The following is a 22,446-nucleotide window of genomic DNA, read 5'->3' as shown; positions in this document are numbered from 1 at the left end:
TCCAGTACGGTGGGCCCCGTGTCCGACTCCCCCCGCCCCGCCCGTCGCGGCCGGCTCGCCCGTTCGGCCGTCGCTCTCGCCGTCCTGTGCGGCCTCGCCTCGTACGTCGCCGTCCATCAGGTGACCGGCAGCAAGGGCGCGCCCCGGTGCGCCGTGGGCGGCGGGGACAGCCGGTACGAGTTCACCCCCGAGCAGGCGTCGAACGCGGCGACGATCGCGGCGGTCGGCACCTCGCGCGGCCTGCCGGAGCGGGCGGTCACGATCGCGCTGGCGACCGCGCTCCAGGAGTCGGCGCTGCGGAACATCGGGCACGGCGACCGGGACTCGCTCGGCCTCTTCCAGCAGCGGCCCTCGATGGGCTGGGGCACGCCGGAGGAGATCATGGACCCGGTCTACTCGGCGACGAAGTTCTACGAGGGCCTGGAGAAGGTCCCCGGCTACTCGCGGATGCCGCTGACGGTGGCGGCGCAGAAGGTCCAGAAGAGCGGCTTCCCCCAGGCGTACGCCAAGCACGAGCCGGACGCGACGCTGCTGTCCGCGGCGCTCACCGGCCGGACTCCGGCCGCGCTCTCGTGCACGGCGGACCTGGAGGAGGGGCGGCCCGGCGACCCCGCCCTCGTCCGTACCGAGCTGGTCCGGGCCTTCGGCGGCTCCGCCGCGCCCAGCTCCGTCTCCGGCGGAGCCAGCGCGGGCCGCTCGGCGGCGGAACCGGCCCTCCTCGTCGTGCCCGTCCGCGGCGGCGGGGAGCGGCGCGGCTGGGAGCTGGCGCAGTGGGCGGTGGCGCGGGCGGACACGCTGCGGATCGCGGAGGTCTCGTACGGGGGGAAGGTCTGGCGCGCGGACGACTCCGGGGGCGGCTGGTCCCCCGCCCCCGCGTCCCCCACCGTCCACCTCCGACTCACCCGCTGACCCCTCCACCCCCGCCCCCGCCCCCGCCCCCGCCCCGGCCCCGGCCCCGGCCCCGGCCCCGGCAAAACGAAACCTTCTCCCGCGCCCCACGGAACGAGGGCGCGGCACGCACACCCACAGCGGAACGGTGTGCGCCGGGGCGGGGGCGAGGGCGCGCGCGTGCGTGGCGGAACGGGTGGGGGACTCGTGTGCGAGGGGTCGCCCGGGGCGGGGAACGGGGGGTGCGCGACGGTACGGCTGGGGCACGGGGGTCACGAGGGGTGCGCCGCCCGTGCGGCACAAGGGGAGTGACGGTTCGGCACGGCGCAGCGCCCGGCGGCGTTCGTCCGCTTTCCTCCCCACCCGACAATACGACCCATTGCCCAGCCTTTACCTTCGCCGCCCGCAACCTCCCCCGCCCCCGGCTCGGTTGTGCAGCCCGCAGACGCAAACGTCCCACCGCCTCTCCGTCGAAGGAGCACCATGACCCTCCCCCTGACCCGTCGGATCGCCCGCGCCGCCCTGATCGTCGCGGCCGGCGCAGCCCCCGTGGTCGGTGCGGCCGGTTCCGCGAGCGCCCTGGACCACAGCCTCGCGCCGGCCGGCGCCCTCGGCGGCCTGACCGCGCTGGACGCGGCGAACGCGGGCTCGGCCGTCGACGGTGCCGCGCAGACCACGACCGGGGTCGCCGGCGCCGCGGGCGGCGAGGCCGTCGGCACGGCCGTCCCGGCGGCCGGCAAGGCCGTGGGCGCGGCGGGCAAGACCGCCACCCCCGCCGCCCAGAAGATCGCGGGCGAGACCGCCGGCGGCGCGGGCCAGGCGCTGGGCCAGACGGCCGGCGCCGCCGCCGAGAGCGCCGGGAACACCCCCGCGGGCGGCGCCCTGGGCGGCGCCCCGGCCGGCCAGATGCTGGGCGGCCTGCCGATCGGCTGAGCCGGCGGCAGGCACGCGGAAGGGCCCGGGTCGCAGGTGCGACCCGGGCCCTTCCGCGTGCCGTGACCGTGGCGGCGGCCGCGGCGTCAGCCGAGGCGCTTGACCGCCGCCGCGACCCGCTCGTCCGTCGCCGTGAAGGCCACGCGGACGAAGCGGGCGCCCGCCTCGCCGTAGAAGTCGCCCGGGGCGACCAGGACGCCCTTCCCGGCCAGGTACGCGACCGTGTCCCAGCAGGGCTCGTCGCGGGTGGCCCACAGGTAGAGGCTGGCCTCGGAGTGCTCGACGCGGAAGCCGTGGGCCTCCAGGGCGGCCCTCAGGGCGGCGCGCCGGGCCGCGTACCGCTCCCGCTGCTCGGCGACGTGGGTGTCGTCGCCGAGGGCGGCGACGGTGGCGGCCTGGACGGGCGCCGCGGTCATCATGCCGCCGTGCTTGCGGATCCGGAGGAGCTCGCCGAGGACGGCCGCGTCGCCGGCGACGAACGCCGCCCGGTAGCCCGCCAGGTTGGAGCGCTTGGAGAGCGAGTGGACGGCGACGATCCCCTCGTAGGAGCCGCCGGAGACGTCCGGGTGCAGGACCGAGACGGGGTCGGCCTCCCAGCCCAGTTCGAGGTAGCACTCGTCGGAGAAGACGAGGACGCCGTGCTCCCTGGCCCACGCCACGATCCGGGTCAGCTCGTCCTTGGGCAGGACCTTGCCGGTCGGGTTGGACGGGGAGTTCAGCCAGAGCAGCTTCAGTCCGGACGGGTCGAGCTCGGTCGGGTCGTCGTAGACGACGGGCTCCGCGCCGCAGAGCCGCGCGCCGACCTCGTACGTCGGGTAGGCGAGCCGCGGGTAGGCGACCCGGTCGCCGGGGCCGAGGCCCAGCTGGGTCGGCAGCCAGGCGACGAGCTCCTTGGAGCCGACCACCGGCAGCACGTTCCCGTGGGCGAAGCCGACCGCGCCGAGGCGCCGCTCGCACCAGCCGGTGAGCGCGTCGCGCAGGGCCGGCGTGCCCCACACCGTGGGATAGCCGGGCGAGTCCGCGGCGGCCACCAGGGCCTCCTGGATCAGCGCGGGGACCGGGTCGACCGGCGTGCCGACCGACAGGTCCACGATCCCGTCCGGGTGGGACAGGGCCGTCTCCTTGTACGGCTCCAGCTTGTCCCAGGGGAAGACGGGCAGGCGCGAAGAGACAGCGCTCACGGGTTGGCTCACTTCCTCAGTGCGTACGCGATACGCGTCGGTCCCGTACGGCGGCGGAGCCGTACGGGACCGAGAGCGGGTGCAACGAAAGATCAGCCGTTCTGCGGCGGCAGGGCGGCGATGAAGGGGTGGTCGCGCTCGATCTCGCCGAGCTTGGACGCGCCACCGGGCGAACCCAGGTCGTCGAAGAACTCGACGTTCGCCTTGTAGTAGTCCTTCCACTCCTCCGGGGTGTCGTCCTCGTAGAAGATCGCCTCGACCGGGCAGACCGGCTCACAGGCTCCACAGTCGACGCACTCGTCCGGGTGGATGTAGAGAGATCGCTTGCCCTCGTAGATGCAGTCGACGGGGCACTCCTCGATGCAAGCCTTGTCCTTGACGTCGACACAAGGCTGCGCGATGACGTAGGTCACGCTGTCGTTCCTCCTCGGTAGGGCTGGTCTGCGCGGGAGCGCGGTGTCGTCGATGCCCGCACCTAGTATCTCCGTTCTCGGGGGCGATCCGAACAGGAGGGGCGGAGAAGCTGTGGAATTCACCGGCGGAGGGCGGTTGGAGGTCCGCCTCACCAGCGCTGACGTGGGAAAACGTGTCTCCGTTCGGTATGTGACGGACTCCCCCGGGGCGGGCGGGCGATTCACCGACGCGGTCGGGGTGCTCACATCCTGGGACGAGGGTGTGCTCACGATCACACGAAAGAGCGGGGAGACCGTCCGGATCGCGGAACTCCGCCTGGTCGCGGGCAAGATCGTGCCCGCCGCCCCGGCCCGCCGCCGGGGCCCCGCCGCCACCTTCCCCGAGCTCTCCCGCGCCTGCGCGCGCGGCTGGCAGCCGGTGGAGAGCGAGGCGCTCGGCGACTGGACCCTGAGGGCCGCCGACGGGTTCACCCGGCGGGCCAACTCGGTGCTTCCGGCGGGCGACCCCGGCATGCCGGTCGCCGAGGCCCTGGAGGCCGTACGGGAGTGGTACGCGGACCGGAAGCTGCCCGCGTACGTGCAGACCGCCACCGGCGCCGAGGGCACCCAGGAGCTGCTCGCGGCCGAGCTCGAACGGCTGGGCTGGAGCCGGGAGGTCACCGCCGAGCTGCGGATCGCCGCCCTGGCGCCGCTCGGGGACCGGGAACCCGGCCCGGCGGAGGTCCGCCTCTCCCGGACGCTCGACGAGCCGTGGCTGCGGCGCGCCCGGCCGTCCGTCGTGACGACTCCGGCGGTGCGCCACGTGCTCGCCTCCGGGCCGAGTGTGTGGTTCGCCTCCGTCCCGGGCACGGGAGGGGTACCCGCGGCCGTCGGACGGCTCGTCGTCGACGGCCGGTGGGCGGGCTTCACGGCCGTGGAGGTCGACCCCGGACAGCGCCGCCGGGGCCTCGCCACCGCCGTCATGGCCGCGCTCGCCCGGCAGGCCCTCGACGAGGGCGCGTCGGCGGCCTGGCTCCAGGTGGAGACAGACAACGACGGCGCGCGGGCGCTGTACGAGGGGATGGGCTTCGCGGTGCACCACCACTACCACCACTACCGGCGGGCGGAGGCGTGAGCGCGGCGTGAGCGCGGAGGACCCCCTGGAGCGGCCGTCCGGGCCGTCACCCGACCGGCGGCGGGAGTTCGCGGAGGAGGCCCGGGCCGAGCGGCCCGACCTCGCCCGGCTCTGCCTGCTGATCTGCGCCGTGGCCGACCCCGCCGTCACCGAGCACGACCTGGTCGAGGCCGACGTGGAGCTCGACCGGCTCGCCGGACTCGTCCCGTACGCCACCCGCTTCACCGGGGCGTGGAAGGACGAGCTGACGGCGCTGCTCGGCGGCCGGGAGGGCTTCGAGGGCGTCCCCGCCGACTACCAGCGCCTGGAGTCGTCCCTCCTCCACGAGGTGCTGCGGCGGCGCCGGGGCCTGCCGATCCTGCTGTCCGTGGTGTGGATGGAGGTCGCCCGGCGGGCCGGCGCGCCCGTGTACGGACTCGGCCTGCCGGGGCACTTCGTCGTCGGCTTCGGCGACCCGACCGCGCTCGACCTCGCCGATCCCTTCGCGGGCGGCCGCCCGATGACCGCCGAGGACGCCGAGCTGCTGGTGACGAGCGCGACCGGCGAAGCGCTGGACCGCTCCATGCTGCGGCCCGCCGAGCCGGGTGCGATCGTGCTGCGGATCCTGGGCAACATCCGCGCGTGGGCGACCCCCCGCCCGGAGCACTCCGACGTGGCCCTGTGGGCGGTGGAGCTGGCCCTGCTGCTCCCCTCCCACCCGGCGCGGCTCCGCTACGAGCGGGCGAAACTCCTCGTCCAGCGGGGCGACTTCCTCACCGGGGCGGCGGAGATGGAGGCGTACGCGCAGATCATGGACGCGGTCGACCCGGACTCCGCCGCCGCGATCCGCCACCAGGCGCAGGCGGCGCGGGCGCGGCTCAACTAGGCCTTCCCCTTCGGATGGGCCCTCTCCTTCGGATCGCGCCGGTCGGGCCGGCGTCCTCCGGTGCCGTGCGCCGCGGGGCCGAGGGGCGCCCTCGTACGGGGCGTACCCGGGTGCCCCGGCCGCGCGGCGAGGTGCGGTGCCGGGCGGTGCGGGCCCGGCACGATCCGGAAGGGGCGGCCTGGGGGGCGCCCCGCCGGTCAGGCCGGGTGCGCGGCGATCATCGCCATGAGCCGCGCGTGGGTGGCGGCGTCGGCGGCGGCGACGAGGCCGCGCCCGGCGCCCTCCCCCACCGGCCGGCCGTCGACGCCGGTGACGACGCAGCCGGCCGCCCGGCAGAGGGCGATGCCGGCGGCGAAGTGGACGCTGCCGGACAGGTCGCCGCCGTCGGTGACGTACGCGGCCCGCTTCCCGGCCGCCACCCAGGCGAGCGCGAGCGTCGTGGAGACCACGCGGGGCCGGAAGCCGGCGACGAAGTCCGGGTGGGCGAGGAGGTCGACGGCGCGGAAACCGGGCGCGCCGGGGAAGGGCGGGTCCAGGTTGACGTCGACGAGGCCGGTGGCGGCGGTGGGGGCGAGCGGGGCGCCGCCGGCCGTCCACGCGCGCGTGCCGTCGGTCAGGAACACCTCGCCGTCCTCGCCGGCGAACGGGTCCGCCACGGCGGCCGCCCCGCCGCCGCGCAGGGCGACGTTGACGGCGACGAGCTTGTGGCCGACGGCGTAATTGAGGGTGCCGCAGAGGGGGTCCACGAGCCATTCGCGGCGGGCCCCGTCCGCGCCCTGCCGGCCGCCCTCCTCGCCGAGGACGGCGTCGTCGGGCCGGGCGGCCCGGAGGACGTCGAGGACGGCCCGCTCGGCCGCCAGGTCGGCGGTGGTGGCGAAGTCGCCGGCCCCCTTGTCGATCCGTTCGAGTTCGCGCCCGTGGAGGCCGCGCACGACCTCGGCACCGGCACGGGCGGCGGCCGCGGCGACCTCGGCGTCGGAGAGCTCTTGGACGATCATGCGGCGAGGGTACGCGGGAAGGCGGCGGGAGGAGCCTAGAGCCTGTCTGACAATTGGCGTCGGATCAGGCCGGGTCGTCCGGTGCGTGCGATCGGCGTGCGGCCGGGGCGCCCGCGTAGCGGAGCTACTTGGGCGTTCCGGCCGTGCGGCATGGGGGCACCTCCCGTGCCCGAAGGGCTACGGGGGAGTGCGTGCCGGGCGGGCCGGACCCGGCGGGAATTGTCAGACAGGCTCTAGAGCGGGGTGTTCCCGTCGGGCGCGAAGGGGGCGCCGTGGCCCGGCACGACCAGGTCCGCGACGGCGAGCACCCGCTGCCGGGAGGCGCGCAGCAGGGCGCGGTCCGGGGCGACCGGGTCGTCGGCGGGGCCGGCCGCGTGCCACCACAGGTCGCCGGCGAAGGCGACGACGCCCTCGGCGGTGCCGGCGAGGAGGGTGATGTCCTCGGCGCTGTGCCCGGGGGTGCGGATCAGCCGCAGGGACGGGGTGAGCTCGTGTCCCTCGGCGTCCCGGTCGGTCCAGCCGTCGCCGGCGTACTCGACCCGGTGGTCGTGGACCCGGGCGCGGGGGAAGAGGCCGGCGTTCAGGGTGTTGTCCGGGTGGTGGTGGCTGAGCACGACGTCCGTGACGTCGTCGGGACCGAGGCCGAGCGCGGCGAGCGGGTCGAGGATGGCGCCCACGCCGGCCACCATGCCGGGGTCGAAGATCACGTGCCGGTCGCCCTCCGTGACGTACGAGACGGTGGCGGCGACGCCGGGGCCGGTGGAGCCCACGTAGCCGGTGGTGAGGACGGTGAAGCGGGCGCCCCGGCCGCGCGGCGCGTCGGCGGCGGCGGTGGTGGCGGTGGCGGTGGGGTGCGTCGTGTCCGTGGTCATGGGGTCGATCCTTCCGGGGCGGCGCACCGGGGACGAGTGGCACGGATGCCACTGATCGCGGGATTCGTGCCACTCGCTCCGGAGGGCGGCGGACGGCGTGGCAGACTGCCCGCGTGCCCGCCTTCACCACCGTCGCCGCCTATGCGCCCCCCGGTGTCGGCCTGCTCGCCGTCGGGGTCGTCACGGAGGTCTTCGGCCCGCACGGCGAGGGGGTGCCGGGCTTCGACCTCGCCCTGTGCGCGGACCGGCCGGGCCCGGTGCGCACGGACGGCGGGATGCCGCTCTCCGTCCCGCACGGACTCGACCGGCTGGCCTCGGCGGATCTGGTGATCGCCCTGCCGGGGGCAGACTTCCGCACGCCGCCCGGGCCCGCCGTGCTCGCCGCCTTCCGGGACGCCCACGCGCGCGGAGCGCTGGTCGCGGCGCACTGCGTCGGCGCGTTCACGCTCGCCGCCGCCGGGCTGCTGGACGGGCTCCGGGCGACCACCCACTGGCGGTTCGCGGAGCTGCTGGCCCGCCGCCACCCGGAGGTCACGGTCGACGCCACGGCCCTGTACGTGGACGAGGGCGGGATCGCCACCGGCGCGGGCGCGGCGGCCGGCTTCGACCTCTGTCTGCACCTCCTGCGCCGGGAGCACGGGGCGGCCCTCGCGAACGCGGTCGCCCGGGACGTCGTGCTGCCCTCGCACCGCGACGGGGGCCAGGCCCAGTACCTCGCCGCGCCGGCCCCCGGGACGGGCCGGGACGAGCACCTCGCCGAGGTCCTCGCCTGGGCCCGCTCCCACCTCCACGAGCCGCTGACCGTCACGGAACTGGCCCGCCGGGCCGCCATGAGCCGGCGCACCTTCGCGCGCCGCTTCGCCGCGGCCACCGGGACCACCCCGCACGCCTGGCTGCGCGGGCTGCGGCTGAGCGGCGCGGAGGAGCTCCTGGAGACGACGGACCTGTCCGTGGAGGAGATCGCCCGGCGCGTCGGCTACGGCAGCGCGGCGGTGCTGCGGGAGCAGTTCGTGCGCCGCCGGGGGGTGCCGCCCCGGACCTACCGGCGGACGTTCGCGTCGACGCCGTAGCGGGCGGGCGGGGAGGGAGCGGGGCGACCGGATTCGAACCGGCGTCCTCCGAGATGCCATCGCGGCGCATTACCTCTGTGCTACGACCCCGCTCCCAGGCCGCCGAGTCTAGGCGGGCCCGTTCGACGGGGGCAAACGGGTTTCGCACGACCGGTGGTGAGGTGCCGTCGGCTCAGGACGGGCCGGCGACGAGCACGGCGGAGAGGGCGAGCGCGCCGGGCAGCGCCTGGGCGTAGAGGATGCGGCGGTTGGCGGTGGCGGCGCCGTAGAGGCCCGCGATGACGACGCACGACAGGAAGAAGACCTTCGCCGCGAAGCCGGTGGGGTCGCCCGAGACGAGGCCCCAGACGAGTCCGGCGGCGAGGAAGCCGTTGTAGAGGCCCTGGTTGGCGGCCATGGCGGCGGTCTCGCGGGCGAGCCGGGCGTCGAAGCCGGAGAACCGGCGGCCGGTCTCCTTCTCCCACAGGAACATCTCCATCACGAGGATGTAGACGTGGAGGAGCGCGATGAGGGCGACGAGGAGGTCGGCGGTCAGCGGCATGGGGCCATTGTGGGCGGGCGGACGGCGGCGGACGCGGTACGACGCGGGGTGCGCGGCCCCGGGCGCCGGCACCCCCCGCCGGACGTCGCCCGCGGGGGGGGTGCCGGGGTGCCGGGAAGGGGTCAGCCCTCGCCGGTGAGGTCGATCGTCGCGGTGCGCTCCGCCTTGGTCCTGCCGCGGAGGGCGTCGCGCATGACGAAGGCGACGTCGTCGGCGGAGACCTGGTGCTTGGAGCCGTCCCCCTTGGTGATCATCACGCCGTCGAAGGTGCCTTCGAGGAGGCGGGTGATCGCCTTCTTGTCGTAGACCTCCACCAGGTGGCCGTCGACGGCCTTCATGGAGAGGATCTGCGGCAGCGAACGGGCCGGGCCGAAGTCGATCTCCTTGCCGCCGGCCCGGACGGTGATCCGGTCGGACATGGCGGGCTGGGCGAACTCCTTCATCGCCCGGTCCAGTTCGGCCTTGGTGACGGTGGGGTTGCGGACGCTCGCCGGGAGTTCGACGACCTTGCTCAGACCGGTCTCGACCTGGGCGCGGAAGGCGTCCTTGACGGAGATCACCGAGCGCTGGACGTCGAGCCCGCGGCCGGGCTTGCCCTCGACGGCGGTGACCTTGTTCGGGGCGAACACGATCGTCGCCTCGGTCGCCGACGAGGAGGTGCCCGCGAGGTCCCGCAGGGCGACGGCGAGCTTCTCGTCGTCGACCGGGAAGACCGGCTTGGCGACGCGCTCGCCGCCGAAGAGGGAGCCGATCACCGAGATGGGGTTGTAGTCGCTTCCCGCCGCGTTGCGGACGGTCTGCTGGCTGTCCAGGGAGAGGCCGGCCTTGTCGGGGGCCAGCTCGATCTTCTTCCCGCCGACGGTGAGCTGGAGCGGGGTCGCGGCGCGCTTGCCGAGGGTCTTCTCCAGCTTGTCGACGGCCTCCTCCTTGGTGCTGCCGCCGATGTCGACGCCGAGGACGGTGGTGCCCTTGGGGACGTCGGAGTGGTTGAGGAGGAGTCCGGCGCCGTAGGCGACGCCGGCGATGCCGACGACCCCGACGGCGAGGAGGACCAGCTTGGAACGGCCCTTCTTCGCCGGGGCCGGGGCGGGCTCGGGCGCGGGCTTCGGCGCGGGCGCGGCCTGCTCGGACCGGCCGGTCCGGGGCGCCGGTGCCGGACGTCCGGCGGCGCCCGGGCCCTGGCCCTGGCGTCCGCCGGCCGGGGGCACGACGGGGATGCCGCTCGTCAGGGTGTCGCCGGAGACCCGGCCGCCGCCGGTGCCCGGCGGGGGCGCGAGCTGCTGCGGCGTCAGGATCGCGGTGTCGTCGGACATCCGCGGGGGGCCGCCGGCGCCGTACGGGCCGGGGCCGCCGGGCGCCGGGGCACCCGCCGCGGGACCGCCCGCCGGGCCGCCGGGGCGCCGGGGCGCGGCGGGACGGCGGGCTCCGCCGCCGAGGTCGGCGACGCCGCCGGCCGGGCCCGTGGTGGGACCGGTGGGCTGGCCGTCGTACCGGGGCGTGCCGGCCGCCGGGGTCCCGTCGAGTCGGGGCGTGCCGCCGGCGGGGGTGCCGTCGTGGCGGGGCGCGCCGGGCGCCGGGGCGTCGCCCGGCCGGGGACCGTCGTAGAGGGGGACTCCGGCGGCGGGGGTGCCGTCGTAGCCCGGAAGGGTGCCGGTGTCGTACAGCGGGTTGCTGACGGGGCGGCTGGAGGGCGCGCTGCCGACCGTGGGGACGCCCGCGGTCGCGGAGCCCGCGAAGCCGGTGCCGGGGGTCTGCGGGCCGCCGAGGGCCTTCGGCGCGGGGGCGGGGGCCGCCGGGGCGGCGGGGCCGCCCGTGGGCGCGGCGGGAGCCGGGCCGCTGTTCTTGCGCGGCGCGAACCAGTCGCTGGTCTCCTTGGCCTGGGCGGCCTCGGCGGCGGCCTGCGGCTGCTCGGGCGCGGCCGGTGCGGGAGCCGGTTCCGGCTCGGGCGCGGGGGCCGGCGCGGGAGCGGGCCGCTCGGGCGCGGCCGGCGCCGCCGCGGATCCGTCGGGGGCGTCGGCGGCGTCGGCGACGGGCGTGCGGACCACGACCGGCGGGATGGGCCGCGAACCCGGAATGTTGATGCGGATCCGGGTGGTCAGGGTGGTCTCGGTCTTCGGCTCCTCCGGCGGCGCGGGCGCGGCGGAGGGCTCCCCCTGCGCGTCCTGCGTCGGATGGAGCGACGGATACTGGCGGGATCCGTACGGCTGGGTTCCCGACGGGTAGGCGGCCCCGCCGCGCCCCTGGGCGCCGGAGGACGAACTGTCGGTCTCTCGACCAGTTTCACGACTCAAAGCAGGATCTCCCGGTTGGCTCCGCCGCCCGCTCTTGCTGATGCTCGTTCTGTCCCGGGCGGTTCGGCGGCGCGCACCACCATACTGTCCGGCGCCGCCGGTTATCCGCCCGGTGCGAAGTCCGGCTGCTCACAGGGGGTCCGCGGGAGGGCCTACGGGGTGCCCTGCGGGAGTCTGCCGACGGTGGCGCAGATCACAGCGGCGCCCATCCCGCCGAAGAGGAAGACCAGCTCGCCGATGCCGCCGCCGAAGAGGCCGTCGCCCTCGGGGCGGCCGAGGCTCAGCAGGATGACGGTGAGGAGCCAGCCGCCGCCCGCGGCGGCGAGACCGGCCTGGTTGCCGGTGGCGCGCATGCCTCCGTAGAAGAGGGCGGCGGTGGCGAGGAGGGCGAGGAGCAGGCCGAGGGGGAACCAGGCGGCCTGCACGAGGGTCCCGGCGGCGCCGACGACCGCGCCGAGGACGAGGAGGCCGGCGTAGGCGGCGTACCGGACGGCGGAGGTGTTCATCGGCCCGTCGCCTCCTGCGCGCCGGGGAGACCGGCGAAGAGGTCGGTCTCGCGGGTCCCGGCCGGGGCGCCGGAGGTGCCGCGGACGAGTTCGTAGTACTCGGTGGTGAAGAGGGGCTGCCCGAGGTCGTTGGAGAGGGCGAACCAGGGGCCGTCGACGGCGACCTGGGTGGCGTGGGCGGCCATGGCGGCGCTCTTGCGGGCCGCGGGGGAGCCCGGGGCGGCGAGGTCGCCGCCGTCGATCTCGGCGGTGATCCGGTCCTCGTCGACGACGCCGGGGACGTCGTCGAGGACGGCGTCCGCGGGGAAGGCGGAGCCCTCGGCGGCCAGCCGGGCGAAGCCCGCCTCGGCGACGGGGCGGGGCACCCGGTTCCAGTAGATCTTGGCGATGGCGTGGGCCGGGCCGAGCTCGGGGCGGTGGGCGGGGTCGGCGGCGAGGTCGGCGGCGCGCATGGCGACCCGGTGGGCCTGGATGTGGTCCGGGTGGCCGTAGCCGCCGTCGGGGTCGTAGGTGACGAGGACCTGGGGGCGGGTCTCGCGGATCACCTCGACCAGCGGGTCGGCGGCGGTGTCCACGTCCGTGTTCCAGAAGGCGTTCGCGCGCTCGTTCTGGGGGACGCCCCTCATGCCCGAGTCGCGGAAGCGGCCCTCGCCGCCGAGGAAGCGGTGGTCAGTGACGCCGAGGGCGGCCATGGCGTCGGCGAGCTCGCCGACGCGGTGGGGGCCGAGGCGGTCCTCGCGGTCCGGGGCCAGGTGGGCCAGCTCGGGCGGGATGACCTCGCCCTCCTCGCCCAGGGTGCAGGTGACCAGGGTGACAAGGGCGCCTTCGGCCGCGTACCGGGCCATGGTGGCGCCGTTGTTGATCGACTCGTCGTCGGGGTGCGCGTGCACGAGGAGCAGACGACGGGCGGGGAGATCGGTCATGGCCCCACCCTACGAGGCGGGGCCGCGGGTGACCGCCCGGGTCAGAACTTGAGGCCGGCGATCATGCTCGCCACGTTGGTGGTGAGGGTGGTGATCGAGTCGGAGAGGGAGGAGCTGGCCAGGTAGAAGCCCAGGAGCGCGCAGATCGCCGCGTGTCCGGCTTTGAGCCCGGATTTCCGGATCAGCAGGAAGACGACGATCGCCAGCAGCACCACCACGGAGATCGAGAGTGCCACGGCGGTTCACCTCCACCTTCGGTCGGATATGCGAGCACTGAGTCGAGCGGGACGCGTACGGATGGTGCCGGTGGTCGAACCGTCGGGCATGTGCCCGGCGCTCGTCCACCTGTGCATACCCACGGAGAGGCATCCACCAAGCGCTACGGATCATAACTATCCGTGCCCTCGCATCGATCGGCGTACGGGCGCACAGAGGGGGCGTACAACGCTACTTTCAGCCGTATGACCAAGCCTCAGCAGTCCTCGTCCGCCCCATCCGTGGGGCCCTCCTTCCCGCGTCTGCACGCCAGGACCCAGCGCTTCGGGCTCGGGGCGCCACGCGGTTTCTCGATCTCCCCGGACGGGGAGCGGATCGTCTTCGTGCGCTCCGGATCGGGCACGGACCGGACGCACGCGCTGTGGGTGCTCGACCTGCCGGCGGACGGCGGGACGCCGGTGGAGCGGAGGGTGGCGGAGCCTTCCGCGCTGCTCTCGGGGGCCGAGGAGGAGCTGTCGGCGGAGGAGCGGGCCCGGCGCGAGCGCAGCCGGGAGGGATCGGCCGGAATCGTCGGCTACGCGGTGGACGCGGCGGTGGAGCTGGCGGCGTTCGCCCTGTCCGGACGGCTTTTCACGGCCGGGCTGCGGACCGGGACGGCACGGGAGCTGCCGGTGCCGGGGCCGGTGATCGACCCGCGGCCCTCGCCGGACGGGCGGTGGGTGGCCTATGGGTCGGGGGGCGCCCTGCGGGTGGTCGGAACAGATGGTTCCGGCGACACGGAACTCGCGGTTCCGGAGGACGCGCACCTGACCTACGGATTGGCCGAATTCATCGCCTCGGAGGAGATGGGGCGGGACCGCGGATTCTGGTGGTCGCCCGCCTCCGACCGGCTCCTGGTGGCCCGCGTCGACGACCGCGCGGTGCGCCGCTGGTACATCGCCGACCCCGCGCACCCGGACCGCGAGCCGCAGCGCGTCGGGTACCCGGCGGCGGGGACGCCCGACGCGGAGGTGCGGCTCTTCCTGTACGGCCTCGACGGGGCGCGCACCGAAGTGGTCTGGGACCGGGAGCGGTTCCCCTACCTCGCGCGCGTGCACTGGTCGGCGGCGGGCGCCCCGCTGCTGCTGGTGCAGGCGCGGGACCAGCGCAGCGGGCGGGTGCTCGCGGTGGACGAGGCCTCGGGCACGACGGCGACCGTGCGGGAGGAGGCGGACCCGGCCTGGCTGGAGCTGCTGCCGGGGGTCCCCTGCTGGTCGCCGGACGGGCGCCTGGTGCGGATCGGCGACGAGAGCGGCGCGCGGGCGCTGAGCGTGGACGGGGAGCCCCTGACGGACGCCTCGCTGCACGTGCGGGCGGTGCTCGACGCGGGCGGGGACGACGTGCTGGTGTCGGCGTCGGCGGGCGAGGCGGCGGCGGACCCGGAGACCGGCGAGACCCATGTGTACCGGGTGTCGGCGCGGGGCGCGGAGCGGGTCTCGCGGGGCCCGGGCTGGCACGGGGCGGTGCGCTCCGGCGCGGTGACCGTGCTGGTCTCCGCCGTCCCGGACGCGCCGGGCGCGGTGGCGCGGGTGCTGCGCGACGGGGAGCAGGTGGCGGTGGTGGGCTCGCACGCGGCCGAACCGCCGCTGCGGGCCCGGCCGGTCTTCACCGAGGCGGGCGGGCGGCGGATCCCCTGCGCGGTGCTGCTGCCCTCCTGGTACGAGGAGGGGCGGGGGCCGCTGCCGGTGCTGATGGACCCGTACGGCGGCCCGCACGGGCCCCGGGTGGTGGCCGCGCACAACGCGCACCTGACCTCGCAGTGGTTCGCGGAGCAGGGCTTCGCGGTCGTCGTGGCGGACGGCCGGGGGACGCCGTGGCGCTCACCGGCGTGGGAGAAGGCGGTGCTGCGGGACTTCTCGGTGACGCTGGAGGACCAGGTCACGGCGGTGCGGGCGCTCGCGGAGCGGTTCCCGCTCGACCTGGGGCGGGTGGCGATCCGGGGCTGGTCGTTCGGCGGCTATCTGGCGGGGCTCGCGGCGCTGCGCCGGCCGGACGTCTTCCACGCGGCGGTGGTCGGGGCGCCGGTGACGGACTGGCGGCTGTACGACACCCACTACACCGAGCGGTACCTGGGCACCCCCCAGGCGGATCCGGAGGTGTACGCGGCGCAGTCGCTCCTCACCGACGACGGGCTCTCGGGGGCGGCGGAGCGGGTCCGGCCGGTGATGATCGTGCACGGCCTCGCGGACGACAACGTGGTGGTGGCGCACGCGCTGCGGCTCTCGTCGGCGCTGCTCGCGGCGGGCCGGCCGCACGAGGTGCTGCCGCTGTCGGGGGTGACGCACATGACCCCGCAGGAGCAGGTGGCGGAGAACCTGCTGCTGCTCCAGGTCGACTTCCTGAAGCGGTCGCTGGGCGGCTTCCCGGATCACCAGCCGGGCGGGCGCGGGGAGGGCGGCGGCGGGACCGTCGCGGGGGCCTGAGGGGCGGGCGCGGCGTCGGGGACGCCGCGCCCTGCGAGGAGGGCGAGGACGGCGGCCCCGGCGAGCGCCCCGTAGCCGGCGGCGGCGAGGCCGGGGACGTCCGCTTCGGGGGCCGTGACGTACCGGACGTCGAGGACGAGGTGGAGGCGGGCGAGCCGGGCGAGCTCGGCGAGACCGGCGGCGAGGAGGAAGCCGCCGGCGAGGACGCCGACGGCCCGGGTGTGCCGGGCGGCGGTGAAGGCGGAGACGGCGCCCGTCAGGTGGAGGGCGACGAGGACGGCGGCGAGCCAGCCGGGCGGCACCCCGAGGGTGGCGTCGAGGACGGACCGGCCGCCGGTGAAGCGGTCGACGGCGAGGCGGGCGTCGAGGCCGAGGGCCGTGCGGATCTCCGCGGCGAGCAGCAGGCAGGCGGCGACGGCGAGCAGCAGGCCGGCGGCGAGGGCCGGTCCGGGGCGCGGCCGGGTGGGGGTCGGCTCGTCCGGTCCGGCGGGCGGGCGGCGGCCCGCGAGGGCGGTGACGAGGAGCCCGGTGGCGAGGGCGAGTTCGGCGAGGGCGGTGACGAGGGGGCCCGTGCCGTGGTTCCAGAGGCCGGGGAGGCGCAGGGCGAGGGTGACGGCGCCGGTGGCGGCGAGCGCGGCGGCGGCGTGCCGGGAGCGGAGGGCCGCGAGGGCGGTGCCGGCGGCGGCGAGGCAGAGGACCGGGTCGAGCAGGGTGGTGGCCGACCGGGCGCGGGCGAGGGGGAAGCGGTCGCCGGCCCAGTACCGGAACAGGTCGGCGGGCGCGCCGAGGGCGGCGAGGTCGCGCAGGATCCAGACGAAGGGGACGAGGGCGAGTCCGGCGGCGAGCGCGGCCCCGGTGAGACGTGCCGGTCGTGTCACAGTCACGCGGCCGATACTCACGGTCAGGGGCGGCCGATACAAGCGGTTCCGGGGAACGGCCGGTGCGGAGGTGACGGAGTAGTGGCCGGCGGGGTCCCGGAGGACCCCGCCGGCCGACGGCACCCGCACGGCGCACGTTCCCCAGGATCCGGCGGTCGCATATCGGATCCGCTTCCCGGGGGTTGCCGGGGCGTTAAAGCGACTTCGGCCCTCCGGGCTCCTCGGGCGGCTCCCCGGGACGCCGCTCGGTCCGCTCCCCGGTCCCCTCCCCGGGACGCTCCCCGGGCGGCTCCCCGGACGGCTCCCCGGGCGGCTCCCCGGACGGCTCCCCCGTCTGCTCCCCGGCGCGCTCCTCCGCGTCCGCCGCGGCGTCGGCCCGCCTCACCGCTGCCTCGTCGGCCTCCGCCACCGCCACCGCCTCGGCCTCCGCGGCCGCCTCGGACTCCGCCTCGCGGGTCGCCTCCGCCGGGGCGGGGCCCTCCTCCAGCGGCACCGGGTGGGGCAGCGAGTCCTCCGGCGGGACGACCCGCTTCTCCTCCGCGAAGTGACAGGCGGAGTCGTGCCTGGCCGGGGAGTCGGTGAGGCGGAAGACGGCCGGGACGGCGAGCAGCGGGACCTCCAGCGCGCACCGCTCCTGCGCCTTCCAGCAGCGGGTGCGGAAGCGGCAGCCGGAGGGCACGTTGGCCGGGGAGGGCACGTCACCGGTGAGGATGATCCGCTCGCGGTGGGCGCGGGCCTCGGGGTCCGGCACGGGCACGGCGGAGAGCAGCGCCTGGGTGTAGGGGTGGGTGGGGTGGTCGTAGATCTGGGCGTCGGTGCCGATCTCCACGATCCGGCCGAGGTACATGACGCCGACACGGTCCGAGATGTGCCGCACGATCGACAGGTCGTGCGCGATGAAGACGTAGCTGAGGGAGAACTCGGACTGGAGGCGGTCGAGGAGGTTGACGACCTGCGCCTGGACGGAGACGTCGAGGGCGGAGACGGGTTCGTCGGCGACGATGATCTCGGGCTGGAGCGCGAGGCCGCGGGCGATGCCGATGCGCTGGCGCTGGCCGCCGGAGAACTGGTGCGGATAGCGGTTGATGTACTCCGGGTTGAGGCCGACGACGTCGAGCAGGTCCTGCACCTTGCGGCGCCGGTCCCCCTTGGGCGCGACCTCGGGGTGGATCTCGTACGGCTCGCCGATGATGTCGCCGACCGTCATCCGGGGGTTGAGCGAGGTGTACGGGTCCTGGAAGACCATCTGGATGTTGCGGCGGACGGCCTTGAGGGCGCGCGGGGAGAGCTTGGTGAGGTCCTCGCCCTTGTACCTGATCGAGCCGGAGGTCGGCTTCTCCAGGTTGACCAGCATCTTCGCGACGGTCGACTTGCCGCAGCCGGACTCGCCGACGATGCCGAGGGTCTCGCCGGCGGCGAGGTCGAAGTCGACGCCGTCGACCGCCTTGACCGCGCCGACCTGCTTCTTGAAGAGGATGCCCTGGGTGAGCGGGTAGTGCTTGTGCAGGTCCCGGACCTCGAGAATCGCCTCAGCCATGGAGGCACTCCTTCCAGAAGTGGCAGGCGCTCGTGCGCGGGACGGGCGACTCGGTGACCGGGTACAGCGGGGGCACGTCGGTCCGGCAGACGTCCTGGGCCATCGGGCAGCGCGGGTTGAAGGCGCAGCCGGGCGGGATGGCGAGCAGGTTGGGCGGCAGGCCCTTGATGGCGTAGAGCTCCTGGCCCTTCTGGTCCAGGCGGGGGATCGAGTCGAGGAGGCCGCGGGTGTAGGGGTGGGCGGGCGCCTTGTAGATCTCGTGGACGGGGGACTGCTCGACGATCCGGCCGGCGTACATGACGGCGATCTTGTCCGCGACGTCGGCGACGACGCCGAGGTCGTGGGTGATCAGGATCAGGCCCATGTTGTACTCGCGCTGGAGCTCCGCGAGGAGGTCCATGACCTGCGCCTGGACCGTCACGTCGAGGGCCGTGGTCGGCTCGTCGGCGATGATCAGCTCGGGCTCCAGGGCCAGCGCCATGGCGATCATGATGCGCTGGCGCATGCCGCCGGAGAACTGGTGGGGGTACTGGCCGACGCGCTCCTTGGCGGCGGGGATGCGGACCCGGTCCATCAGCTCGACCGCCTGGGCGCGGGCGTCCTTCTTGCTCATCCCCTTGTGGACGATGAACATCTCGCCCAGCTGTTCGCCGACGCTGAGGACGGGGTTGAGGGAGGACAGGGCGTCCTGGAAGATCATCGCCATCTTGGCGCCGCGGACCTTCCTGCGCTCCTCCTCCTTGAGCGTGAGCAGGTCCTGCCCCTGGAAGAGGATCTCGCCCTTGGGGATCCTGCCGGGCGGCATGTCGAGGATGCCCATGACGGCCTGGGCGGTGACGGACTTGCCGGAGCCGGACTCGCCGAGGACGGCGAGGGTCTCCCCCGCGTCCACCGAGTAGTTGACCCCGTTGACCGCCTTCGCCACCCCCTCGCGGGTGTGGAACTCCACGTGCAGGTCGCGTACTTCGAGCAGCATGGGTCCCTACCTCAGCTTCGGGTCGAGGGCGTCGCGGACGGCGTCGCCGAGCATGATGAAGGCGAGCACGGTGATCGCGAGGGCTCCGGAGGGCCAGAGCAGCATGTGCGGGGCGTTGCGGACGTACGGCGAGGCCGAGGAGATGTCGATGCCCCAGGAGACGGTGGGCGGCTTCAGGCCGACGCCGAGGAAGGAGAGCGTCGCCTCCAGGGCGATGTAGGTGCCCAGCGCGATGGTGGCGACGACGATGACCGGCGCGACGGCGTTGGGCGTGATGTGCCGGAGCAGCATCCGGGAGTTGGAGGCGCCGAGCGCGCGGGCGGCCTGCACGTAGTCGTTCTGCTTGGCGGTGATCACCGAGCCGCGGGCGATGCGGGAGATCTGCGGCCAGCCGAGCAGCACCATGAAGCCGATGACGGGCCAGACGGTGTTGTTGCTGACGACGGAGAGGAGGACGAGTCCGCCGAGGATGACGGGGATGGCGAAGAAGATGTCGGTGATGCGGGAGAGGAGGCCGTCCCAGGCGCCGCCGAAGAAGCCGGCGAGGCCGCCGAGGACGGAGCCGAGGAGCGTCACGCCGAGGGTGGCGAAGACGCCGACCTGGATGGAGGCCCTGGCGCCGTAGACGGTGCGGGTGTAGACGTCGCAGCCCTGTCCGTTGAAGCCGAAGGGGTGGCCCGGCTGGGAGCCCTCCTGCGCCTTGGAGAGGTCGCAGTCGAGGGGGTCGCCGGAGGCGATCAGGGACGGCCAGATGGCGATGACCACCAGGAAGAGGATGACCAGTCCCGAGACGATGAAGACCGGGTTGCGGCGCAGGTCGTGCCAGGCGTCGGACCAGAGGGAGCGGGGCTTCTTCTCGGGTCCCGTGCCCCGGGGGCCGCCCGGGGTCTTCTCCAGGCTCTCGCCCTCCTCCATGGCGAGGTCGGTCGCTCCCCCGGCGCCGGTCGCGGCGATGGCGCGGCCCTCTTCGAACGGCTCGGTCGGCTCAGGCATAGCGAATCCTCGGGTCAAGGACGGCGTACAGGAGGTCCACCAGGAGGTTGGCCAGCAGGAAGATCAGGACGAGGATCGTCACGAAGCCGACCACGGTCTGGGTGTTCTGCCGGACGATGCCCTGGTAGAGCTGGTATCCCACCCCGTGGATGTTGAAGATCCGTTCGGTCACGATGGCGCCGCCCATGAGCGCTCCGATGTCGGCGCCGATGAAGGTGACCACCGGGATGAGGCTGTTGCGCAGCAGGTGGCGGCTGATGACACGGTGGCGCGGGAGTCCCTTGGCGACGGCGGTGCGGACGTAGTCGGCGCGCTTGTTCTCGGCGATCGAGGTGCGGGTGAGCCGGGTGACGTAGGCGAGGGAGACCGAGGCGAGGACGAGGCCGGGGACGATCAGCTCGTCGAAGTTGGCCTCGGGCGAGACGGCCGGCTCGATCCAGCCCCACTTCACGCCGAGCAGCAGCTGGGCGAGGAGGGCGGTGACGAAGGTGGGGATGGAGAGGACGACCAGGGTCAGCAGCAGGACGGTGGTGTCGACGGGGCGGCCGCGCTTGAGGCCGGTGAGGACGCCGAGGCTGATGCCGATGACGATCTCGAAGAGGATGGCGACGATGGTGAGCCGGATGGTGACCGGGAAGGCGCTGGCCATCAGTTCGGTGACGGGCTGGCCGTTGAAGGCGGTGCCGAAGTCTCCGGTGAAGACGTTGCCCATGTAGGTCAGGTACTGCTGCCAGACCGGCTTGTCGAGGCCGAACTCCTTCCTCAGCTGGGCGGCGGTCGCCGGGTCGCAGGCGCGGTCGCCGCACAGTCCGGCGATGGGATCGCCCATCACGTTCACCATCAGGAAGATCAACAGCGTGGCGCCGAAGAAGACCGGGATCATCTGCAGCAGCCGCCGGATCACGTATCGACCCATGGGAGGCTCCGGGGGTTGGCTCCGGGAAAGAGCGGGGGAAGGCGTACGGCCCGGCGCGGGAGGTCCGCGGGCCGGGCCGTGCGGCGAGCGTGCGTGCCGGGCGGGCCGGACCCGACGGGAACGGTCAGACAGGCCCTAGGCGGTCACTTGACCGTGATCTGGTTGTAGACCGGGACGCTGAAGGGGTTCAGGGTGACGTTCTCGACCCGCTCGGAGTAGCCGGCGCTGCCGTTCTGGTACCAGAGCGGGATGGCGCCCATGTCGTCGCGGAGGACCTCCTCCGCCTGCTGGAAGAGCCCGACGGCCTTCGGGATGTCGGACTCGGCGTTGGCCTGGTCCACCAGCTTGTCGAACTCCTCGCTGCTGTACTTGCCGTCGTTGGAGGAGGCGTTGGTGTAGTACAGCGGCTGGAGGAAGTTCTGGATCAGCGGGTAGTCCATCTGCCAGCCGGCCCGGAACGGTCCGTCGAACTTCTGGGTGGTGACCTGGTTGCGGAAGTCGGCGAAGGTGCCGATGGGGTTGCCGACGCAGGCCGTGTTGTTGCCGAGCGCCCGGTTGATGGAGTTGCAGACCGCGTCCACCCACTCCTTGTGGGAGCCGGTGTCGGCGTTGTACGAGATCTTCATCGTGCCGCCGGGGATGCCGCCGCCCTCGGCGACGAGCTTCTTCGCCTCGGCGGCGTCGTACTTGCAGAAGTCGCCGCAGACGTCCTTGAAGCCGCCCTCCTCGCCGAGGACCGGGGAGGTCCAGTCGACGGCCGGGGTGCGGGTCTTCTGGAAGATCGTCTCGGTGATCTGGTTCCGGTCGATCGCCATCGACAGGCCCTGGCGGAGCTTCTCCTGGCCGGGCTTGTTCCACGCGGGGTCGTAGAACGGGAAGGAGAGGGTCTGGATGATGCCGGCCGGGGTGTTGATGTAGCGGTCGCCGAGGTCGGCGGAGACGTTCTTGAGCTGGGCGGCCGGGACGTCGTCGACGAGGTCGAGGTTGCCGGCGATCAGGTCGGTGTACGCGGTGTTGTTGTCCGTGTAGACCTTGAGGGTGATGCCGCCGTTCCGGGCCTTGTCGTCGCCGGGGTAGTCGTCCCAGCGCTTGAGCTGCATCTGGGAGCCCTTGGAGTACGAGTCGATGGTGTACGGGCCGTTGCCGACGGGCTTCGCCAGCCAGGCGTCGTGGTCGTCGAAGAAGGCCTTCGGGAGCGGGGCGTAGGCGGCGTAGCCGAGGGTGTCGGGGAAGGTCGAGAACTTCTGGGTGAGCTTGACCGTGAAGGTCTGCGGCCCGGTGACCTTGAGGCCGGACAGGGTGTCGGCGGTGGCCTCGCCCTCTTCGGGATGGACCTTGTCGTAGCCCTCGATGTAGCCGAAGAAGTAGGCGTTCTTCTGGTTGTTCTTCAGGGCGGCGCCGTAGTTCCAGGCGTCGACGAAGGACTGGGCGGTGACCTTCTCGCCGTTGGAGAAGGTCCAGCCGTCCTTGACGGTGACGGTGAAGTTGACCGAGTCCGTGGTCTCGATCTTCTCGGCGAGCATGTCCTTGGCCTCGCCGGTCTTCGGGTCGTACTCCTTGAGGCCGCGGAAGATCATCGACAGGACCTTGCCGCCCTGGACCTCGTTGGTGTTCGCCGGCTCCAGCGGGTTCTGCGGGTCTCCCCAGGAGGAGCTCACGATGCCGTCGGCCCCCCCGCCGCCGCCGCTGTCGTCACCGCCGCCGCAGGCGGTCGCCGCGAGGGCGACGGCGGTGGCCAGTGCGGCCCACTTGGCATGCGTGGCTCCGCGCATGGAGTGCCTCCCGATTGTCCTAAGCGTGACTTAGGGCCCAATATCACCCGATATTGACGGGGGTGCACTTTTACGGCACCCGAGGGAGTACGCGGGCGGAC

The 22,446-nt window shown here is 74.3% G+C and carries 20 protein-coding genes, 1 tRNA gene and 1 pseudogene; 6 read left to right on the top strand and 16 right to left on the bottom strand.

Translation table 11 applies throughout. The annotated features are described in order from the left end of the window. Positions 1-9 precede the first annotated feature (9 nt). On the top strand, positions 10-909 hold the full coding sequence (locus tag IE287_RS25775) for a hypothetical protein (protein WP_189851563.1): 900 nt from the start codon (positions 10-12) through the stop codon (positions 907-909). Positions 910-1,371: 462 nt separating this feature from the next. Beyond that, a complete protein-coding gene (locus IE287_RS25770; protein WP_189851562.1) occupies positions 1,372-1,821 on the top strand; it encodes an ATP-binding protein in 450 nt (149 codons plus the stop codon). 86 nt (positions 1,822-1,907) lie between these two features. On the opposite strand, the gene IE287_RS25765 is transcribed toward IE287_RS25770, so the two are convergent. Next, positions 1,908-3,002 carry a bifunctional succinyldiaminopimelate transaminase/glutamate-prephenate aminotransferase gene (locus IE287_RS25765; RefSeq protein WP_189851561.1) on the bottom strand — a complete coding sequence of 365 codons (1,095 nt, stop codon included), beginning with the start codon at positions 3,000-3,002 and terminating at the stop codon, positions 1,908-1,910. Positions 3,003-3,094: 92 nt separating this feature from the next. Then, a complete protein-coding gene (gene fdxA, locus IE287_RS25760) occupies positions 3,095-3,415 on the bottom strand; it encodes a ferredoxin (protein ID WP_030207635.1) in 321 nt (106 codons plus the stop codon). A gap of 112 nt (positions 3,416-3,527) precedes the next feature. Between fdxA and IE287_RS25755 the strand changes: the two genes are divergently transcribed. Further along, the gene (locus IE287_RS25755) at positions 3,528-4,529 is read left to right on the top strand and encodes a GNAT family N-acetyltransferase (RefSeq protein WP_189851560.1); all 1,002 of its coding nucleotides are present in this window, start codon (positions 3,528-3,530) and stop codon (positions 4,527-4,529) included. A 7-nt stretch (positions 4,530-4,536) separates the two neighbouring features. Continuing rightward, positions 4,537-5,394, top strand: a complete 858-nt coding sequence (locus IE287_RS25750; protein ID WP_229883739.1) for a transglutaminase family protein — start codon at positions 4,537-4,539, stop codon at positions 5,392-5,394. A gap of 197 nt (positions 5,395-5,591) precedes the next feature. Here IE287_RS25750 and IE287_RS25745 read toward each other — a convergent pair whose 3' ends face one another. Both IE287_RS25745 and IE287_RS25740 read right to left on the bottom strand, forming a co-directional pair. Continuing rightward, a complete protein-coding gene (locus IE287_RS25745; RefSeq protein ID WP_189851559.1) occupies positions 5,592-6,392 on the bottom strand; it encodes an inositol monophosphatase family protein in 801 nt (266 codons plus the stop codon). Positions 6,393-6,625: 233 nt separating this feature from the next. Further along, complete coding sequence (locus IE287_RS25740; protein WP_189851558.1) at positions 6,626-7,264, bottom strand: MBL fold metallo-hydrolase; 639 nt, start codon at positions 7,262-7,264, stop codon at positions 6,626-6,628. A 113-nt stretch (positions 7,265-7,377) separates the two neighbouring features. Here IE287_RS25740 and IE287_RS25735 point away from each other — a divergent pair, with 113 nt between their 5' ends. Beyond that, complete coding sequence (locus tag IE287_RS25735; protein WP_189851557.1) at positions 7,378-8,334, top strand: GlxA family transcriptional regulator; 957 nt, start codon at positions 7,378-7,380, stop codon at positions 8,332-8,334. A gap of 17 nt (positions 8,335-8,351) precedes the next feature. On the opposite strand, the gene IE287_RS25730 is transcribed toward IE287_RS25735, so the two are convergent. From IE287_RS25730 to IE287_RS25705, 6 genes are all read right to left on the bottom strand, one after another. After that, positions 8,352-8,426 (bottom strand) — tRNA-Ala (locus tag IE287_RS25730). A gap of 80 nt (positions 8,427-8,506) precedes the next feature. Further along, positions 8,507-8,875, bottom strand: a complete 369-nt coding sequence (locus IE287_RS25725; RefSeq protein WP_189851556.1) for a DUF1304 domain-containing protein — start codon at positions 8,873-8,875, stop codon at positions 8,507-8,509. 122 nt (positions 8,876-8,997) lie between these two features. Next, the gene (locus IE287_RS25720; protein ID WP_189851555.1) at positions 8,998-11,166 is read right to left on the bottom strand and encodes a VanW family protein; all 2,169 of its coding nucleotides are present in this window, start codon (positions 11,164-11,166) and stop codon (positions 8,998-9,000) included. A gap of 152 nt (positions 11,167-11,318) precedes the next feature. Next, on the bottom strand, positions 11,319-11,672 hold the full coding sequence (locus IE287_RS25715) for a DUF6113 family protein (RefSeq protein WP_189851554.1): 354 nt from the start codon (positions 11,670-11,672) through the stop codon (positions 11,319-11,321). Continuing rightward, complete coding sequence (mshB, locus tag IE287_RS25710) at positions 11,669-12,595, bottom strand: N-acetyl-1-D-myo-inositol-2-amino-2-deoxy-alpha-D-glucopyranoside deacetylase (RefSeq protein ID WP_189851553.1); 927 nt, start codon at positions 12,593-12,595, stop codon at positions 11,669-11,671. Before mshB ends, IE287_RS25715 begins: the two co-directional genes overlap by 4 nt. Before the next feature lie 41 nt (positions 12,596-12,636). Beyond that, positions 12,637-12,831, bottom strand: a complete 195-nt coding sequence (locus tag IE287_RS25705) for a hypothetical protein (protein ID WP_189851552.1) — start codon at positions 12,829-12,831, stop codon at positions 12,637-12,639. 225 nt (positions 12,832-13,056) lie between these two features. On the opposite strand from IE287_RS25705, the gene IE287_RS25700 reads away from it, so the two are divergent. Further along, complete coding sequence (locus IE287_RS25700) at positions 13,057-15,273, top strand: S9 family peptidase (RefSeq protein WP_189851551.1); 2,217 nt, start codon at positions 13,057-13,059, stop codon at positions 15,271-15,273. Here IE287_RS25700 and IE287_RS25695 read toward each other — a convergent pair. The 6 genes and pseudogenes from IE287_RS25695 to IE287_RS25670 all read right to left on the bottom strand — a co-directional run bounded on the left by IE287_RS25695 (position 15,219) and on the right by IE287_RS25670 (position 22,345). Continuing rightward, on the bottom strand, positions 15,219-16,157 hold the full coding sequence (locus tag IE287_RS25695) for a hypothetical protein (protein WP_229883738.1): 939 nt from the start codon (positions 16,155-16,157) through the stop codon (positions 15,219-15,221). The genes IE287_RS25700 and IE287_RS25695 overlap by 55 nt on opposite strands. A gap of 466 nt (positions 16,158-16,623) precedes the next feature. Continuing rightward, a pseudogene (locus IE287_RS25690) lies at positions 16,624-17,688 on the bottom strand (ABC transporter ATP-binding protein); the annotation flags it as partial. Continuing rightward, positions 17,681-18,664, bottom strand: coding sequence for an ABC transporter ATP-binding protein (locus IE287_RS25685; RefSeq protein ID WP_189851550.1), 984 nt, complete (start codon positions 18,662-18,664; stop codon positions 17,681-17,683). The pseudogene IE287_RS25690 and the gene IE287_RS25685, both read right to left, overlap by 8 nt. A gap of 6 nt (positions 18,665-18,670) precedes the next feature. Further along, positions 18,671-19,657 (bottom strand): ABC transporter permease, encoded by a 987-nt coding sequence (locus tag IE287_RS25680; RefSeq protein ID WP_189851549.1) that lies wholly within the window; start codon positions 19,655-19,657, stop codon positions 18,671-18,673. Next, positions 19,650-20,573 carry an ABC transporter permease gene (locus IE287_RS25675; protein ID WP_189851548.1) on the bottom strand — a complete coding sequence of 308 codons (924 nt, stop codon included), beginning with the start codon at positions 20,571-20,573 and terminating at the stop codon, positions 19,650-19,652. The genes IE287_RS25680 and IE287_RS25675 overlap by 8 nt, the downstream gene beginning before the upstream one ends. A gap of 143 nt (positions 20,574-20,716) precedes the next feature. Then, positions 20,717-22,345, bottom strand: a complete 1,629-nt coding sequence (locus tag IE287_RS25670) for a peptide ABC transporter substrate-binding protein (RefSeq protein ID WP_189851547.1) — start codon at positions 22,343-22,345, stop codon at positions 20,717-20,719. Positions 22,346-22,446 lie beyond the last annotated feature (101 nt).

The sequence above is a fragment of the Streptomyces omiyaensis genome, assembly GCF_014650895.1.
Lineage (GTDB): Bacteria > Actinomycetota > Actinomycetes > Streptomycetales > Streptomycetaceae > Streptomyces > Streptomyces omiyaensis.
Note: the sequence above shows the minus strand (reverse complement) of the source record. Positions and strands in the feature narration are given on the sequence as shown.